Source organism: Streptomyces hiroshimensis, assembly GCF_014650335.1.
In the GTDB taxonomy this organism is placed as follows: Bacteria; Actinomycetota; Actinomycetes; order Streptomycetales; family Streptomycetaceae; genus Streptomyces; species Streptomyces hiroshimensis.
Genome location: NZ_BMUT01000003.1, coordinates 386,510 through 404,047, shown reverse-complemented (window position 1 = coordinate 404,047; position 17,538 = coordinate 386,510). Strand labels below are relative to the sequence as shown.

The following is a 17,538-nucleotide window of genomic DNA, read 5'->3' as shown; positions in this document are numbered from 1 at the left end:
CATGGTGTGACTCACAGTGGTGTGCGTTCGGTGGGGGAGAACCCTGGTCACAGCGGTCAGGTTCACGCGGGGAACACGTGGTTTCCCCACGCGATGGTGACCTTCGCCGCGCCGGTGTTGCCCACATCGGAGGAGACCAGCGTGGCCTTGCCGGCGTCGAAGTAGCTGTCGCCGCCGGTTCCGCCGTGCCCGCCCTGGCCGCCGGCACCTCCGCCGCCACCGCCGCCCGCACCGCCTCCGGAGTGCCCGAGAAATTGGGCGCCCCCACCCCAGCTTCCGCCGCCACCACCGCCACCACCGAAACCGGCCTGCCCTGTACCTCCGTCGGCTGCCCGGGCCTGCACGCTCCCGTTGGCACCGGACCGGCCTCCCCGGCCACCGGCGCCACCGGCGCCACCCGAGCCACCAGCGCCGCCGGGGGCGTAGCCCGATGTCCCGGATCCCCCGGCACCACCCTGCTGTCCGCTTCCGTTGCTTCCATTGCCGGCGTCGGCTTCCCCGGCGCTGCCTTTGCCGCCGCTGGAGGCCGTTCCCCCGCCTCCTCCGCTTCCGCCGAGACCAGGGTTGTACGCGCCCCACTTCCAGCCGTTGCCGCCGCGTTCACCACCGTTGCCGTCGCTTCCGGCCGACCCCGGGCTGCCCGGTCGGCCGGAAGCGACGGGAGCGTCGGCGGCGGTGATGTCCCCGGCGTCCCCACCGGCGCCACCCCGGCCCCCCTTCCCTCCGGAGCCACCGGAACCGCCATGTGCGAAGCCGTCGTTCGTGCCCTGGCCGCCGTCGCCGCCTCCGCCTCCGGTGTGACCCCAGCTGCCCGCCGCGCCCGCGTCTCCACCGCTCCCCGCCCCCGCGATCAGCGTGTCGCGGTGGAAGACCTGCGCCGAGGCCGCCGCTGCCCCGTATCGGGCGACGCGGACGCCGATGACGTCTCCGGGAGTGACGTAGAGCAGGGCTTGGATGTCGGCGCCCTTGCCCCCGCTCACCCCGTCGGCATCATTGCCCCCGGCACCCTGGAGGTGCAGCGAGAGGATGGTGACGCGGTCGGGGACGATGAACGTCCGCTTGTCGTCCGAGTCGTTGTAGGAGAAGGCCTGGCTACCGCTGTCCGCTGAGGTGCGGATCCTCAGGCGGCCGTCGGCCGCGATGTCTCCCGTGGCCTTGAGGCGTCCGCCGATGGTGACTTTTCCGGTCATGCGAGCTTCCCCCGCAGCGGCGTGCCCTTGGGGTCGAGGAACTGCGCGTCGGTCGTGATGTCGCCGGTCGCGTCGACGGCGCCGGTGACGTTCATGTCCTTGCCGACGGTGAGGTTGCCCGTCACGGTGACCTCCGCCTCGACGGAGAGGTTCTTCTTCGCGACCACGGCGTCGTGCACGGTGAGCGTGCCCGCTTCCCCGTGCAGGGCTCCGACCGTCAGATGCGGGAGGACGGGCTCCGCGACGGCGACGGCCGTCGACAGGTGGTGCGTGATCGTCTCACCGGATCGCTGCAGCGTCACCCGGACCTGGAACTGGGTGTCGCGGGTGAGGCCGGTGACAGGGAACTCCCACTTGTCCCGGCCGCTGAGCGGCTCGGAGAACTGGCCGTCGCCGTAGTAGACGACGCAGGTCGCGTCGGACGGTGCGGTCCAAGTGAGGACGGCCTTCTGGTCCGACGTGAGCAGAGTGACGGGGGCGGAGCCGGGGTTGTCGTTGAAGTCGTCCTTGCGGAGGACGAGGTCGCCGACCACGTCGGCCGTGAGGGCTTCGGCCGGCGGGTACTTGGCGAGCGGGAGGACGAGCTGGTTGGTCTCCCAGGTCTGGCCGTTGTCGACGCTCACGGTCTCCCGGATGCGCAGCAGGGCCGTGCCCGCGAGGGCGTTGGCCTTGAAGTCCTTGAGGCGCAGGAGGAGTCCGTGCGTGGTGAGGGAGACGGACTCGCCGGTGGCGGGGCGGACCGTGACGGGCGTGCCGCCCGGGGCGAAGGCCGCCATCTCGTCCTGGGGCAGGGTGAGGAGAACCCCGCTCTCGATCTCGTCAGTGGTCCACTGGTCGCTCGGTTCGACGGTGGCGACGACGCGGTGGCCCGCGGGTACGAGGTCCTGGGCGAGGTCGCCGGTGGGGAGCACGAGGAGGATCTGCTTGCACAGGACGGCCTCGGTGCCCGAGTTGGACACGACGATGTCGATGTGGGCCGGCCGGCCGGTGGCCAGCGGGGCCGGGACGGTGGCCAGGCTGTAGGTCAGGCGGCTGGTGCCGCCGAGGTGGGTGCTCATGGTGGCGTTTCCTTGGGTGCTTGCGGGAGTTACTCGGATGTGGCGGCGCCGGATGTGTCGGCGCCGGCCTGCGGGAGCGGGCCGCGGGAGGCGAGCAGGCCGGAGCGGAGCACGGGGGCCCGGCCGTCCCACCGCGGGGTGGTACTCGCGGCCGAGGTGGCGAAGTGGGCCCAGGTGCCGTCGGCGGCGCGCTCCGCCCATGTCCACGCCTGGTCGTCGACGGTGCGCACCGGCAGTGCGACGGTGCCCACCGGAAGGGCGGTCGCCGGGGTGAGCAGCGGCCCGGTGCGCAGGACGGTGCGCATGCGGTTCAGCGGTCCGTCGGTGAAGCGGTGGGGGATCTCCAGCGTCGTGGTGGGCAGCAGGTTGGTGGTGGCGTGCACGGGGGCGTGCGGGTCGATCAGCAGGGTCAGGTGCCGGGGCGCTCCGGCCGTGACGCGCAGGTGGGTTCCGTCGCCGATGGCGGCGATGCGCGGATGCGCGTCGCCCGGCGCGACCACGGTGCGCAGCACGCCGGGGTCGGTGTCGGCGAAGTACCCCACCAGTCCGTCGCCGATGCGCCGTCGCTCGCCCAGGCGCACCGGCCAGGAGTAGCCGGTGAACTCGGGGTGCGGCGGGTCGTGGTCGAAGATGTGCTGCCAGCCCGGGTCCGTGGGCGGCGGTCCGTCCAGGTCCAGGTGGAGGCGGCAGCGGACGAGGGCCAGCGGACGCCCGGCGAGCGCGGCCGAGGCGGCGCCCGCGGTGGGCACGATGTCCACCAGCGAGGTCTCCAGGAGATCCATCGCGGCAGGCAGCGGGCTGCCGTCCGCACCGGTGCTGCCGTCCGCACCGGTGCCCTGGAGCCAGGTGACGAGTGCGTGCAGGTGGGGGAAGGCGGTGCGCAGGGCGTCGAGGCCGGCGGGAGCGTCACCGGGCAGCGGCGTCCACACCGCTTCCCTGGACGGCCGGCCGATCCGGTACGCCCAGCGCAGCAGGCCCAGGGCGGTGCCGTCGGGCGCGTACACCGTGAGCGAGCCGTCGACCAGGTTGGGGACGATCCAGCCGGCGAGCGGACTGCCGTCGTCCAGGTGTGTGGCCGGGTGTGCGCCGCGGTCGGCGTCCATGAGGTCAAGCCCCAGGCGCGCGGCCTGCGGCAGGCGCGGCGGCAGCTGGACGACATGCTCAGGGGTCGTGCCCAGGGCCTCGGCGACGTGCTGCGGGCGCAGTGCGTCGGCGACCACGGGGTGCCGGAGACCGCTCGCCCCGCCGGTGCCCGCCGGGGTGATGACGTCCAGGGCGCGCCCGAAGGAGTCCACCAGGGTCAGCCGCAGGAAGCGGAACTGGCCCGCGCGCAGCTGCTGGAAGCCGGAGTCCGGCCAGCCTTCGAAGGGCACGGGCAGGGGGCCCGGGTCGGGGCTGGTGCGGTAGGCGTCACCGATCAGCTCCGCCAGCTCCGGCGACGCGCCCAGCGGCGGGACGCCCTGGCCGGGGTCCTGGCCGATGAGCATGTCGCGCAGCCCCGCCAGCGAGCTGGACAGCACGTCCCCGCGGGCCACCCGGTCGGCCAATGCGCCGCAGTGAGCGGCGAGTTCGGGGTCTTCGGGCGCGTACTGCCGGAGCTGGTCGGCCAGGCTCCGCGGCAGGTGGTCGCTGAGGAGTGTCCGGCCGGTGTAGGTGCGCGCGGCCTCGGGGCGGGGCTGCGGGCAGGTGTAGCGGTCGCCGTCGAACTCCCACTGGTCGTGGGGGAGGGGGTGGTACTCGACCTCCCAGAGCAGGTGGAGGGGGTGCCACGGCTGTTCCCAGGGTTCGCCGCCGAAGGCCGGGGCGGTGCCGGTGTGCGGAGTCGCCGTTCCCGTGTCCGCCGGGCTGCCCGCCGGACGCAGCTGCGCGGCGGCTCCGTTCGGGTCGAGCAGGAACGCCTCGCGCAGCAGGGCGCGGGCGGAGCCCGGTATGACGGAGTGCTCGCTTGCCCCGAGGTCGAGTGTGTTGCACGCGAGGTCCTGCCGTTCCGCCGTGAACAGCACGTCAATACCGAGGAGTTGAACGGCGGCTACGATCTGGTCGCCGAATCGGCAGCGCAGTGTCGTGTCGTCCGAGACGGGCAGGGAGCCGGCACCCTGCAGGACGACGGCGGGGTCCAGGGCCCGCTGGAAGGGGGCAGGGGCCACGCGCTTGAGGTCCCAGCCGGTGGGCAGGCCGTGCTCCTCGGCGTACCGGCGGACCGATTCCGCCAGTTGTGCGGGCGTGTCTCCGTCGGGGAGGGCGGCCCGGAGGCGGTCGACCGCCTCCCGGTCGGCACGTACGCGCGCCGCGAGGCTGCCCTCGCGCGCGGGGTCGAGCTCCTGCGTCAGCTGCTGGTGGTGATAGCCGCGCGGCAGTACGGGCAGGCCCTGGAGACGCCACATGCCGTACAGCCGCCGGCGCAGCCCGGCCAGCTCGCGGTCCGCCCGGTCGTGGGCGTGCTGCGCGGCGTTCAAGGCGGCCTCGACGGACCGGGCCCGGCGCTCGTCCTCGGGAGAGGCGGCCGTCTCCGTGGTGCTGGGCGGCACCGCGTGCCAGGCGTACGAGGCCGTGCCCTCGCCGAAGCCGGCGCCGAGCAGGATGTCGGCGAGGCGGTGCGCGTTGTCCGGGTCGTCCGCCCGGGTGAGGGTGTTGGACTGGAGCTGGTCGAACAGCGCGGGCGCGAGGGTGAGGCCCGGGGTGGCGGCCGCCTTGCTCGTGGTCAGGGCGGTGAACGCGGAACGGGCGCTGTCGGCGACGGACACCGTCGGGTCGGGCCGCTGCTCGCCGCAGGGGTCGTAATGCGGCAGCACGCTGTGAACGCGGCCGGTGTAGACGGTGCGGGCACCCGGGGGCGGGGTGCGGTCCGTCTGCCAGCCCAGGGAGCCTTCCAGCGCCTCGCGCACCTTCGGGTCGGCGAGCGGGTCGTCGGAGCCCGTCGCGTGCCAGCCGATGACCTGGTAGCCCAGGCGGTCGAACTGGTGGGGCAGTCGCGCCAGGGGGTCGTGGAAGGAGAAGACGTCCTGGCAGTGCGGCTGGAAGGCGGCGAAGGTCAGGGTCCCCGGGCCGGTCGCGGTCAGGAAGGTGGGCCGGTCCGCCGCGGATTCCGCCCACTGCGCGGCCTCGGTGTGGCGTCCGATCCGGGTCGGGGTGACGTGGCCCCGGCCGGGGCGTAGATAGGGCACGGTGCCCGTGCGCTTGTCGAGATAGTCGCTCTCGACGACCCACGCGGCGGTGGCGTACTCGCCCGCGGCCGCGTAGGCGTGCCGGACGACCAGCCAGCGGTTCGGCGCGGGCGGAAGTGTGACCTCGCCACCGGGCGTGGTCGCCCGGCGCAGCGCCGCCGGAAGCTCCCAGTGCAGGTGGACGCCGTCGTGGCCCGCCTCCTGGGAGAACTCCGCGTCCGTGCTCGCGTAGGGCGACGGCTCCGGGGAGCGGTGGACGCCCAGCAGGTGGTAGTTGGGCAGCCAGCGGAGGAAGGTGTCCCTGCCGCGCACCTGGGCGTTGACGACCAGGGCCCGGAGCCTTACGGGGACCAGGAGGTCGGTGTTCATCGGGTGGTTCCTTCGAAGGTGAGGGTCAGCTGCTCGGGGGCGCGCACCAGTTGCACGGCGAACTCGGCGGGGGAGAGCGGGGATCCGGGCTTGACGTCCTCGGCGAGGCGGGCCGCGAGCCGGCCGATGTCCAGCACCCGAGCCCCGGCGGGAGTGGTGACGGTCAGGGCCGGGTCCGTGCCGACGGGCACCGAGCGCCCCAGCGGCCGGCCGACCTCGCCGGGGGCCAGGCTGCGCAGGGCCACGTTCCCCTGGTCGTCCACGCCGAAGTGCAGCCCCTGGTGCGGTTCGCTGATCGTCAGGCGGTCGGGCATCCGGTCGAAGAGCATCAGCAGGACGTCGCCGCCCAGGGCCTCACGGCGGATCACCTCGACCGGAACGGTCCCGGACGCGGCGCGGGCTTCGACGCGCAGCGTCGGCCAGCCCGGGACGAGGGCCGAGCGCAGCAGCAGACCGGCGGCGGGCACGGGGCCCTGGCCGTCGAGCAGGTCGTCCAGTTCGGCATCGGTCGTGGCGTCGGCGCCGGGATGCCGGTCCAGGCTGCGCGCGCCGTCGAGCAGGGCGTCGAGCCAGCCGCGGTCGACGTGGAACAGGCGCAGGCTCTCGGGCGGCAGCATCCGCTGGTCCGGTACGAGGCAGTCGAACGGCACTCCGCTGAGCGTGCGCAGCCTGGCCAGCCATGCCGCCGTCTCCCGCGCGTCCGATGAAGGCTGCGGCGCCGCGGAGCGCCGCGGGGTGTGGAGGCGGTAGGTGGCAGGGGCCGCGGGTACGGTCCGGGGGTGCGGCTCGGCGTCGTCGTCACCGGGGGTGCCGAAGGACGCGGCCAGCGCGCTGAGGGCGTCGCCGCGCAGCAGCTCCTCGAACTGCTCGCGCGGTGTCGGGGCGGCCGGGCGGGCGGCTGCTCGGGGGGCCGGTCCGGACGGTCCGGCGGACGGTCCGGTGGACGGGGCGCTGTGGAAGAGCTGCCGACGGTACGTCGCGTACTGGCGGTCGGTCGCCTGGCGCAGCCGGCCCTGGTGGCGCAGGCGGACCAGGGTCGTGGCGAAGCCGGGGTCGGCCAGGGCCAGGGCGCGGCCCGCGTTCCAGGCGCAGGCGTAGCCGGTGGCGAAGGTGCCGGTGCGGGGTTCGTGGAGCAACAGCCCGTCGGCGTCGGGGAAGTGGCCGTGCTCCGGGCGGGGCAGCTCGGGTGCGACGCGGGGGAGGAACGGGCCGCTGTACCACGCGAGGGCGCGCTCGCCCGACTCGGTGATGTGGGTCATCGGGACCATGCCCTGCTCCAGCAGGGTGCCCAGCTCGTCCGGCAGCCCGCTGCCCGCAGCGGGGGCAGGGCGCAGCGGGGCCGCGCTGTGCTCCCCGTTCCCCGGGGCGAAGCGCCCGGCCAGCCGGCCGAAGCCGTCCCCGGATTCGGGGCAGGAGGTGAACGTCCAGCTGTGCAGGGACACCAGGCGTACGGGCTTGTCGTCGGCCTGCGGTCCGGGCGGTGCGTGGCCCTCCAGCGAGACCAGGTGGGCCGCATACCGCCCCTGGTCCGTGCCGGGGAACCGGGCGGTGGTGATGACCGCGTGTGCGTCCCGGCTCAGCCGGCCGCCTGGGCCTTCAGCGGGCGCGGCGTCCTCGCCGCCCGAGCGGACGTGGGCGAGGAACGCGAGGTCGGACGGCTCCGGGAGCAGCTGTGCCAGCAGGTCCCGCGGTACGTCGACGACCTGGCACGGGGTGTCGAGCAGGGCGGGGTCGACGGCCTCCCGGTCCAGGGCGGGCCCGGACACCGCGGCGTCGCCGTCGAGGAGCGCGCGTACGGTCACCGAGGCGGTGGTGCCCAGTGCGTTGGGATCGCCGGGCAGCTCGCCCTCGCCGAACAGCAGCAGTGTCAGCCAGGGGGCCCGGGCGGGGTTCTGGACACCGCCGGTGAAGGGCTCGCGCTCCCACGGAAGGGCCGCCGGGTTGAGCGTGATGTGCGGAAGCAGGCCGTCGAAAGGGCCCTGGCTGTGCGCGGCCGGGTACACGGCGTGCACCCACGAGGGGTCGAGGCGGAACTGCGCGGCCCGTACGTCGACGATCTGTTCCACCGGGTCGATGCGGGCTCCCGGCAGGTCCTCGGCGGGGAGCTGCTGGTCGACGGTGATCCGGTAGCGGCCGGCCTCGATGCCGGGCAGCAGATGGTCGTGGAAGGCGACGGGGGTGTCATCCGCCGGTGCGGGCTGCTCGGTCGGGTGCGTGGTCATGAGGTCCTCACGAGTGGGCGAGTCGCAGGGGCGGGGAGGAGAAGGCCGCTTCGCGGGCGTAGCGGTCGAGCTCCGGGGCGGCGTCGAGCGGATAGCCGGCGGCGGACAGGGCGCCGAGCGCGGCGCGCCGCAGCGCGGTCTGCTCGGGCGTGCCGACCCGCAGCGCGCCGGTGCCGGCGCTCTCCTCCCGCTCCCCGCGGACCCCGGAAGGGGCCGCGCCCGGGTCGAGCGGCAGGATTCCGCCGGGCAGCGGGGCGTGGTCGAGGCGCCCGCTCCGGCTGGACTCGGCCGCCTCGGGCAGGCGCGGGGCCGGTACGTCGATGCGCGCTCCGCTGACCAGGCCCTGGACGAAGGGGTCCGCGCCGAGAGCGTCGTCGGCCTTCCCGGCCCCCCACAGCGCGGCGGGCTGCGGCGTGCTGTGGACGCTGACGCTCCAGTCCTGCCGGCGGTCGGCGGGCAGCTGTCGCCAGCCGCCGTCGGCCGTCTCCTCCTCGACCGTGACCGAGAGCGTGACGTCGAGGCCGGTCTTGGACATCGGGCGGATGTGGACCTTGGCGGGGCCGTCTCCCGTCTCGTTCCCCGTCTCGTCTCCCGTCTCGTTCCCCGTCTCGGCCACTCCGTTGACCTTCAGTGCCGATGCGGGGAAGGCGGTGCCGACGGTGAAGGCGAAGCCGTCGGCGGTGGCCGTCCACATGCCGGAGCCGCCGCCGGACGTCCCGGCCTGTGGCGCCTGCGCGGCGTGGTCCGGGTGGAGGCCGTCGACGGGGACGAGCGTCAGCGGGTGCTGCGGCAGCAGCGTGCGGAACTGGTCCCAGCCGATGGGCGCGGGACCGGCCTTGGGCTCGCCGAAGTCGATCGGGATGGAGATGCCGAGCACCTTCACATGCGCGCTGCCGCCGAACGGCGGGCCCCATACCGACAGCCGTGCGCCCAGCGCCGCCTCGCCGCTCCAGCCGAACAGCAGCCACACTTGGGCTGTGACCTCCGCCCACACGTCCACCTCGTAGTGGAACGGCGCCCACTGCACCAGGGCGTCGAACCCGACGTCGACCCGGGCCTTGGCCCACGAGCCGTCGTACCGCAGGTCCAGCCGGCCCCCGGCCATCGCGGCCGAGGGGGTGAGGGCGAAGTAGCTGGTGCCCTTCACCGTCAGCTCGGAGCCGGAGGTCCAGTTGACGCCGACCGGATCCGCCTTCGGATAGTGGGCGGGCGCGGCATAGTGCGGGTGATAGCCGCCGAGAGTGAAGACGAAGTCGCCGGGGTGGTCGCTGTTCCCGAACCACAGGCGCAGTGCCGCCCCGCCGGTCAGGTGCACGGAGCGGTCGAGCAGGAAGCTGTCGGGGGCGAGCCGGGCGTCGACGGCCAGCATGTCCGCGGAGCGCCGGTAGACCGCGGAGATGTCCAGTTCGACACTGGCGTACGGCTCTCCCATCTTCTTCTCCGGGTCGGGAAACTGGGCCTTGGCCGAGCCCAGCAGTCCCACCACCAGGTCATCCGGGCCGAATTCGGCGAATGCAAGGGCCTTGCAGTGGACGATTTCGAAGACGTCCGCGTTCAGCCCGAGGGCCAGCCATATCCGGCCCTCGTCGGGGGTCACCCAGGCGGGTGCGTCGTCGGTCCCCTCGGTCAGCTCCTTGAGCACGTCCAGAGGTTCGGGCGGCGCGCCACCGCCTGCCTCGGCGAGCCCGCGCAGCAAGGGGAAGCCGGCGACCTGGTCGATGGCGGGTACGCGCAGGGCGCTGTTGTAACCGAAGCCCGCCTTCACCGCGGTGACCCTGAAGGCCGGAGGTCCCCCGAACGCGGCCCCCAACTCCGCGTACAGGAAAAGCGAATGCGTTCCGCTCTTGAGGTGCTCGTAAGTGCCGATCGCCCCGAAGCTTGCGCTCGGAGTCTTGATCAGGGCGCTGCCCTCGATCAGCCGGTCGTAGGGCGAGTCGGCGGCGACCGGCTTGTTCACGAACGCGCCGGATATCTCCAGCGGAGGCTTGCGGAAGGACAGACTCAGTCCGTCGAGCCGGCCGGAGGGCGTGAAATCCTTGCCGTCCAGGGGAATGCCCAGCCCCAGCCCGTCCACGCCGAGCTCCAAAGGGCCGGCGTGCACAGAGGCGTCGCAGAGGACCCAGATCTTCTCGTCCTGGTAGCTCGCGCCCAGGCGCCGCAGGAGCAGCGGGCCGAAGGAGCGGTCGAGAGTGACCCATGCGACGGCGGGAGCCGCCGGGTCGTCGGGTGCGACCGGGTCGGTGGATGCGGCCGGTGCCGCCCACGGCCCGCCGGTCGGCGCGGCGTTGAGCAGCTTCGGGGAGGGGGCGTCCTCCTCGTGGCCCTCGGTGGACTTCGCGCCGGCGAGACGGAACATCAGAGGGGTGCGCTTTTCGCCTCCCCACTCATAGTCCAGGGCCACCAGAGCGCGCCCACGCGTCTCCTCGGGAAACCTCGGGTGGGTGCCGTCCAGGCGGGAAATCTGTTCGTTGAGCGCTTTCACCTGATCGGCGGTGAGGGCCTCGGAGGCGATGACGGCTTTCACGCCGGTGATGCCGAGGTCGTGGTCAGGGGAGATGCGGTCGCCGACCAGGGGGAGGTCGCTGAGTTTGGCGGCGAGTCGCGCATCGACGAGCAGGGCGAACAAGAGGCACCTTCCGGGCCGGGAACGGGGAAACGGAGGGGAGTCGAAACAGGGATTGCTGCGCGCTCGGGAAACCCGGCAGGCTTCTCGTCCAGGGGCAGGAGCCGTCCGACACCAAGTCGACGGCCGAGTGGCGGACTCTCAACTGTGTTTAAGGATCAACTGAATCATTTTGTTCAATGGTTGACTGAATTACCGGCGACCGATTGCGCGCGCAATGCGAGCGATGGCGCAACGCCTTAAATCTATGCGCACTCCCGATCCGCAAGCCAACTGACGCTGTGTGGTGTGCTTCACATTCACTCGCCGGTCTCGCTCCGGAATCGGTGCGGCGGCTCGTACGGTGGTCGCCGCGATGTCGCCGACATTTTCACGACGGGATTTCTGAGCTATCGTCAATGCGGCCGGGACGGCAGAGGTGAAGCCCCCGGGCATTGGTCGGACCCGGAAAGTTCTGTGGGCAAGGGAGTTCGCCGCCGAGAGGGCGAACGAGCCCCCGCCGGTCGGCTCCGGAGGGGGCTCGTCGTGCGGCGGCTCAGGGTCACTGGGTGGTGCTGCTGTCCCAGTTCGCCTGCGGTGTGGCGAAGTCCGTGCCGCGGCCGGCGAAGGACCACAGCGCGGTGCGGTTGCGGCCGTTGGCCGTGTTCCCGTAGTCGTACAGCACCGCGAGGTCGGCCCTGCCATCGCCGTTGAAGTCCCCGGCCACCGGCTCGCTCACGGTCCAGTTCCAGCTCTTCACCGGGTCGGCGGAGCTGTCCCACGCCAGACGGGGCTTTCCGAATCCGCTGCCGCCACCGGTGAAGGTCCACAACCCGGTCCGGTTGCCGGAGGCGGTCCTGCCGTAGTCGTACAACACCCCGATGTCGGCCTTGCCGTCGCCGTTGAAGTCCCCGGCGACCGGCTTGCTCGCCGTCCAGTTCCAGCTCTCCGACCCGCTGTCCCAGACCTGCTTGGGACTGGCGAATTCGCTGCCTGTACCGGTGAACGTCCACAACCCGGTGCGGTTGCCGGAGGTGGTTTTGCCGTAGTCGTACAGGACCGCGAGGTCGGTCTTGCCGTCGCCGTTGAAGTCCCCGGCGACCGGCTTGCTCGCCGCCCAGTTCCAGCTCTTCACCGGGTCGGTGGAGCTGTCCCACGCCAGACGGGGCTTTCCGAATCCGCTGCCGTTGCTGGTGAAGGTCCACAGTCCGGTGCGGTTGCCGGAGGTGGTTTTGCCGTAGTCGTACAGGACGCCGACGTCTGCCTTGCCGTCACCGTTGAAGTCGCCCGCGACGAGCTTGCTCGTGGACCAGTTCCAACTGGGAACGGTCGTGTCGTCGCGGCTGTCCCACACCTTGCGGGGCGCCTCGAAGCCGTTCGGTATCCCCTTGAAGGCCCACAATGCGGTGCGGTTGCGATCGCCCTCCTTGCCGTAGTTGTAGAGGACGCCGAGGTCGGCCTTGCCGTCGCCGTCGAAGTCCCCGGAGGTCAGCGCGCTCGCGGACCAGTTCCAGCTGTCGGCACCGCTGTCCCAGACCTCGCGCGGCGCGGCGAAGCCGGTCTCCGCTCCGGTACCGGAACCGTTGGAGATCCACAGGCTGGACCGGTTGTGACCGTCGGAGGTCTTCCCCTGCCCGTAGAGCACCGCGAGGTCGGCCTTGCCGTCGCCGTCGAAGTCCCCGGACGTGCTCAGGTGCCGCGGCGGCTTGAGGTAGCCGACGATCGGCGCATGGTCCGAATACCCGTTGGGGAGACCGCTGTTGGGCGCGTTTTCGGTGGTGTCCATCCGGATCCCGTCGACTTCGCAGGAGGTGAACTGGCTCCCCGCCTCCCCCCACGAGGCGAAGATGTGGTCACGCTTGCGCCATACGTGTCCGCCCCTTTCGTCCCAGGAATGATGGGTGACCTCGTTGACCGTGTCGCCGGGGCCGTAGGAGCGGCGGTCGCACTCGTCGAATTCGTCCGAGATCGGCTTGAGCTCGGTGGTGTCCGGGAACATGTTGAAGTCGCCACCGAGCACCAGCTGATAGCGGTCCGGCCAGATCTCGTTCTTCACGTTCTGGATCTGCCCCGGCCTGCGCGGGTCGGTGGGGTCGGACAGGATGTGGGTGGTGCAGATCCTGGTCGACCAGCCCTCGACACGTACACAGAGGATGGGCAGGGTCTGCTGGTCGCCGCCCCCGGGCACGGTGTTCGTCGCGGTGGTCTCGGTGACGCTCCCCTTCACCGCGATCCCCACGCCCAGCGTGCCGCTGAGCCCGCCCCGGCAGTTAGCGGTCCCGCCCGGGCGGGCTCCCGGGGCGTGCGCGATCGACCATCCGCTGCCCAGGGCCGCGCGCAGCCGCTCCATATGGCTGCCGGGCGCCTCGCCGCACACCTCCTGGAGCATGACGGCGTTGGCATTGCGCTCCGCGACCACCTGCGCGATCTGGTCGGCCTTTGCCTGGGGATCGTTGCGGTAGGGGCAGTAGCCGGCCTCACCGCGCACTCCGCCGGCCTCGCCGCAGATGTTCCAGGAGACGACACGAAGTTCCGGCTCGGCGAGCAGCGCAGGCGGACTTTGACCCCGTACGGCGGCCGCGGATACCGCGGATCGCCCCTTCTCCGGCCCGGCCGCCTGCGCCGCCGCCGAATACACAGGAATGAGCAGGGCGCACACACCTGTCAGGGAAGTGAGCAGCGTTCTCAGTCGGTATTTCATCCTTCCTCTTCTCTTCTGTACGACATGAATGGCTCAGCCGACCTTGCTCATGTTCCAGTTCCAGCTCTTGACGGGATCGTTCCGGCTGTCCCACGCGAGTCCGGGGCCGGTGAATCCATTGCCGGTGCTGGTGAAGGTCCACAGCCCGGTGCGGTTGCCGGAGGCGGTCCTGCCGTAGTCGTACAACACCCCGATGTCGGCCTTGCCGTCGCCGTTGAAGTCCCCGGCGACCGGCTTGCTCGCGTTCCAGTTCCAGCTCTTCACCGCATTGTCGTCCTGGCTGTCCCACACCTTTGTCGGTGCGTCGAGGCCGGCGCCGTTGCCTGCGAAAGTGAACAGTTCGGTGCGGTTGCGGTCGCCGTTCCTGCCGAGGTCGTACAGCACCCCGATGTCGGTTTTGCCGTCACCGTTGAAGTCGCCGCCGACCACCTTGGCAGCCGACCATCTCCAGCTCTCCGACCGGCTGTCCCAGGCCTGCTTGGGGCTGTTGAATCCGCTGCCCGTACTGGTGAAGGTCCAGAGCGCGGTGCGGTTGCCGGAGTCGGTTTTGCCGTAGTCGTACAGAACACCGACATCGGCCTTGCCATCACCATTGAAGTCGCCCGCGACCGGCTTGCTCGCCGTCCAGTTCCAGCTCTTCACCGGGTCGGTGGAGCTGTCCCACACCTGTTTCGGGCTGTTGAATCCGCTGCCGTTGCCGGTGAAGGTCCACAGTGCGGTGCGGTTGCCGGAGTCGGTCTTGCCGTAGTCGTACAGCACCCCGATGTCGGCCTTGCCGTCGCCGTTGAAGTCGCCGACCGTCAGTTTGCCGGCGTTCCAGTTCCAGCTCTTGACGGGGTCGTCGTTGCTGTCCCAGACCTTGACCGGGGCGGCGAATCCGCTGCCGTTGCTGGTGAACACGAACAGCTTGGTGCGGTTGCGGCCGTCCTCGGTCGCGCCCATGTTGTACAGCACCCCGATGTCGGCCTTCCCGTCACCGTTGAAGTCGCCGACGGTCAGTTTGGCGGCCGACCAACTCCAGCCGGCCGCCCCGCTGTCCCACACCTTCTTCGGGCTGCCGAAGCCGGTACCGCTCCCGGTGAACGTCCACAGACCGGACCGGCTGACACCGCCCTCCTTGCCGTAGTCGTAGAGCACGGCCACGTCGTCGCGTCCGTCGCCGTCGAAGTCGCCGTCGACCCGGGCGGAGGCGCCGTCCGCCCCCTGGTCATCCGGCGCGTCGGGGAACGGACGTGCGTCGTCGTCGGCCAGCCCCACCTTCTTTCCGCAGCGCGGCCAGGCCGTCGCGCCCACATCATCGAGGACCCGTTGCGCGACCCGGATCTGCTCTTCCTTGGTGGCCTGATAGGGGTATGGCGCATAGTCCGTTCCGTGGTACGCCACCCACGTACTTTCCAGGAATTGCAGGCCGCCGTAGTACGGTCCCTGGCTGTATCCCCAGTCCCCGCTGCTCTCGCATTGGGCCAGCTTCTCCCAGGTGGCGAGCGATGCGGCCTGGGCGGGGGCGGCGGTGACCGACAGGGCCAGCAGCATGCCGGAGGCCGACACCGCCGCTGCGATCGCGCATCTGCCCTTCCTGCGGGGTGTGCGGGTCTTTCCCATCAAGGGGTCCATTTCTTCCTTCCATTGCGTGACGGGCCCGTCCGGCCGGGGCCGGACGGGCGTCGACGGGTGCTCCACGTCTCACAGGTGGGACTCAACTCACCTTGCTGGTCCGCCAGTTCCAGCTCTTCACGGCATCCTTTGCGCTGTCCCAGCCCAAGAGGGGTGTACCGAATCCGTTGCCGGTGCTGGTGAAGGTCCACAGGCCGGTGCGGTTGCCGGAGTCGGTTCGGCCGTAGTCGTAGAGCACGCCGACATCCGTTTTGCCGTCGCCGTTGAAGTCCCCGGCGACCGGCTTGCTCGCGTTCCAGTTCCAGCTCTTCACCGCATCATTGCCGCTGTCCCACACCTTGGCCGGGCCGGCGAATCCGTTGCCGGTGCTGTTGAAGGTCCACAGCCCGGTGCGGTTGCCGGAGTCGGTCGTGCCGTAGTCGTAGAGCACGCCGATGTCGGATTTGCCGTCGCCGTTGAAGTCGCCGCCCACTACCTTGCCGGCGTCCCAGTTCCAGCTTTTGACGGGGTCGTCGTTGCTGTCCCATGCCTTGACCGGGCTGTTGAAGCCGCCGCCGTTGCTGGTGAACTCGTACAGCTTGGTGCGGTTGCGGCCGTCCTCGGTGCGGCCCATGTCGTACAGGACGCCGATGTCGGCCTTGCCGTCGCCGTTGAAGTCCCCTGCGACGGGCTTGCTCGCAGCCCAGCTCCAGCTGCCTGAGGCCACATTGCTGTCCCACACCAGCTTGGGGCTGGTGAAGGCGGCACCGGTGCTGGTGAAGGACCACAGGCCGGTGCGGCTGCGGTCGTCGTCCCGGCCGTAGTCGTACAGCACCCCGATGTCGGTTTTGCCGTCGCCGTTGAAGTCGCCGCCCACTACCTTGCCGGCGCTCCAGTTCCAGCTTTTGACGGGGTCGTCGTTGCTGTCCCATGCCTTGACCGGGCTGTTGAAGCCGCCGCCGTTGCTGGTGAACTCGTACAGCTTGGTGCGGTTGCGGCCGTCCTCGGTGCGGCCCATGTCGTACAGGACGGCCAGGTCGGCCCTGCCGTCGCCGTTGAAGTCGCCGGCCGTCAGTTTGGCGGCCGACCACCGCCAGCTGTCCGATGCCGTGTTGCTGTCCCACACCTTCTTCGGGCTGCCGAAGCCGCCACCGGTTCCGGCGAAGGTCCACAGCGCGGACCGGCTGATGCCGCCCTCCGTGCCGTAGTCGTACAGCACGGCCACGTCGTCCCGGCCGTCGCCGTCGAAGTCGCCCTTGATACGCGACGAACCGTCTTCTCCGCCGGGTGTGGGCAGGTCCGAGGCCGGGGCGATATCGACGTAGTCGCGGTCGATGGCGAGGGTGACACCACCGTAGGTGTCGTTCACCTGGCCGTCGTACTGGTGGATGCGCCGCCCGTTGGGCCAGTAGCCGGGGCCCGGAAGCCCCATCGACGCGTCCGACACATCGGCCGTCTTGTTCCAGTTCGCCGACCACAGCACGTCGGGCGACGCGTAGTCGGCGTTGTCGGCCACTGAGGCGAGGTCCCGGATGCCGCTCTTTTCACCCGCGTACACACCGGAGCGGTAGCCACGTTCGTGGAGGCGGCTGGTCCACCCCGACACGTAGTCGATGACCCGGGCCCGGTAGGAGCGGTTGTCGTAGTGCTCCATGTCGCTGTAGATGACCGTCCCGGGGCCCAGGCCCAGGTCCGCCGCCTTGGCTACGGCGGCGTCCGCGGACTCGCGGCCCTGCGCGTCCGCGGTGGCCGGAGAGATGTCACCGGCCTGGAGGTCCACGAAGAGGGGCAGCAGGTGCCAGCCGTCGGCGGTCTGCCGGCGCACCCAGTCGGCGGTGAGCTGCGGTTGCGAACAGCCCCGCTTGCGACCGCCGATGTAGATGCCGACGGCCCCGTAGGGCGACGAGGCCTTCCACGTCTTCATCGCGGCGGACGAAGGGGCGGTGCAGGACTCGAAGCCCGGCCCTGTGTACCCCTTGTCGGCCGTGACGGCGGCAACCGGTGGAGCCGCGAGGCCGCTGCCCGCCTTGCCGGGCAGGGGGGTCGGCTTGGCCTTCGCGTCCAGACGGGCCGAGCCGAGGACGGCGGCGATCGTCGTACCGGACGTGCCGTAGGAGGCCGTGACCATGACTCCTGCGCCTTCGACGGCGACCTTCGTCTCGTGGTCGTACGTCACCGGCAGTCGGTGCGGCATCGGGGCCCCGGTGGGGAGGCGCAGTGCATGGGAGACGTCCTGGCCGCCCGCTCCGGTGATCGGCTCCAATATCAGGGCGTCCGTCTTGTCCGCGACCAGATGGGAGGGGCAGGACTGCTGGGTGCCGGGGTGGCCCAAGTACACCGTGTGGCGGTCGAGCCGCACGCATGTGTCCGGGCCTTTTTCCAGGTCCACGACCGGCCACCCAGAGGGTACGTCGAGGGTGAGGCCGTGGTAGGTGACCGGAGTGGTGCCGGGCTGTCCGGTGTCCGAGGGCGCGGCCTGGACCGCAGCGGTGCCGGAGGCGGCGAGGGCCATCAGGGCGATAGCGGCAGTGGCAGTGGTAGTGGCAGCGAAGGCCGCGCCGTTCGTTCTTCGCATTCGTATTGTTCTTCGCATTCGTATGGTCCGCATGTGCGGTGGCTCTCCCGAACGGTGAGGTAAC

Annotated in this window: 8 protein-coding genes; all 8 read right to left on the bottom strand. The window is 71.3% G+C overall.

From position 1 onward, the window contains the following. Positions 1 to 62: 62 nt before the first annotated feature. Complete coding sequence (locus IE241_RS10160; RefSeq protein ID WP_190021351.1) at positions 63 to 1,190, bottom strand: hypothetical protein; 1,128 nt, start codon at positions 1,188 to 1,190, stop codon at positions 63 to 65. After that, entirely contained in the window at positions 1,187 to 2,248 is a 1,062-nt protein-coding gene (locus IE241_RS10155) for a hypothetical protein (protein ID WP_190021350.1), read from the bottom strand. Before IE241_RS10155 ends, IE241_RS10160 begins: the two co-directional genes overlap by 4 nt. 29 nt (positions 2,249 to 2,277) lie before the next feature. Continuing rightward, positions 2,278 to 5,781 (bottom strand): hypothetical protein, encoded by a 3,504-nt coding sequence (locus tag IE241_RS10150; protein WP_190021349.1) that lies wholly within the window; start codon positions 5,779 to 5,781, stop codon positions 2,278 to 2,280. Then, positions 5,778 to 8,003, bottom strand: a complete 2,226-nt coding sequence (locus IE241_RS10145; protein ID WP_190021348.1) for a hypothetical protein — start codon at positions 8,001 to 8,003, stop codon at positions 5,778 to 5,780. Before IE241_RS10145 ends, IE241_RS10150 begins: the two co-directional genes overlap by 4 nt. Positions 8,004 to 8,010: 7 nt before the next feature. Then, positions 8,011 to 10,629 (bottom strand): DUF6603 domain-containing protein, encoded by a 2,619-nt coding sequence (locus IE241_RS10140; RefSeq protein WP_190021347.1) that lies wholly within the window; start codon positions 10,627 to 10,629, stop codon positions 8,011 to 8,013. Positions 10,630 to 11,167: 538 nt separating this feature from the next. Further along, a complete protein-coding gene (locus IE241_RS10135; protein ID WP_190021346.1) occupies positions 11,168 to 13,306 on the bottom strand; it encodes an FG-GAP-like repeat-containing protein in 2,139 nt (712 codons plus the stop codon). 33 nt (positions 13,307 to 13,339) lie between these two features. Then, the gene (locus IE241_RS10130) at positions 13,340 to 14,920 is read right to left on the bottom strand and encodes an FG-GAP-like repeat-containing protein (RefSeq protein ID WP_190021345.1); all 1,581 of its coding nucleotides are present in this window, start codon (positions 14,918 to 14,920) and stop codon (positions 13,340 to 13,342) included. A gap of 82 nt (positions 14,921 to 15,002) precedes the next feature. Further along, entirely contained in the window at positions 15,003 to 17,474 is a 2,472-nt protein-coding gene (locus IE241_RS10125) for a glycoside hydrolase domain-containing protein (protein WP_190021344.1), read from the bottom strand. Between the last annotated feature and the right edge of the window lie 64 nt (positions 17,475 to 17,538).

Bases quoted from the DNA above. Each gene is read 5' to 3' on its own strand.
- IE241_RS10160 (WP_190021351.1), bottom strand. From the start codon at position 1,190: ATGACCGGAAAAGTCACCATCGGCGGACGCCTCAAGGCCACGGGAGAC.
- IE241_RS10155 (WP_190021350.1), bottom strand. From the start codon at position 2,248: ATGAGCACCCACCTCGGCGGCACCAGCCGCCTGACCTACAGCCTGGCC.
- IE241_RS10150 (WP_190021349.1), bottom strand. From the start codon at position 5,781: ATGAACACCGACCTCCTGGTCCCCGTAAGGCTCCGGGCCCTGGTCGTC.
- IE241_RS10145 (WP_190021348.1), bottom strand. From the start codon at position 8,003: ATGACCACGCACCCGACCGAGCAGCCCGCACCGGCGGATGACACCCCC.
- IE241_RS10135 (WP_190021346.1), bottom strand. From the start codon at position 13,306: ATGAAATACCGACTGAGAACGCTGCTCACTTCCCTGACAGGTGTGTGC.
- IE241_RS10130 (WP_190021345.1), bottom strand. From the start codon at position 14,920: ATGGACCCCTTGATGGGAAAGACCCGCACACCCCGCAGGAAGGGCAGA.
- IE241_RS10125 (WP_190021344.1), bottom strand. From the start codon at position 17,474: ATGCGAAGAACGAACGGCGCGGCCTTCGCTGCCACTACCACTGCCACT.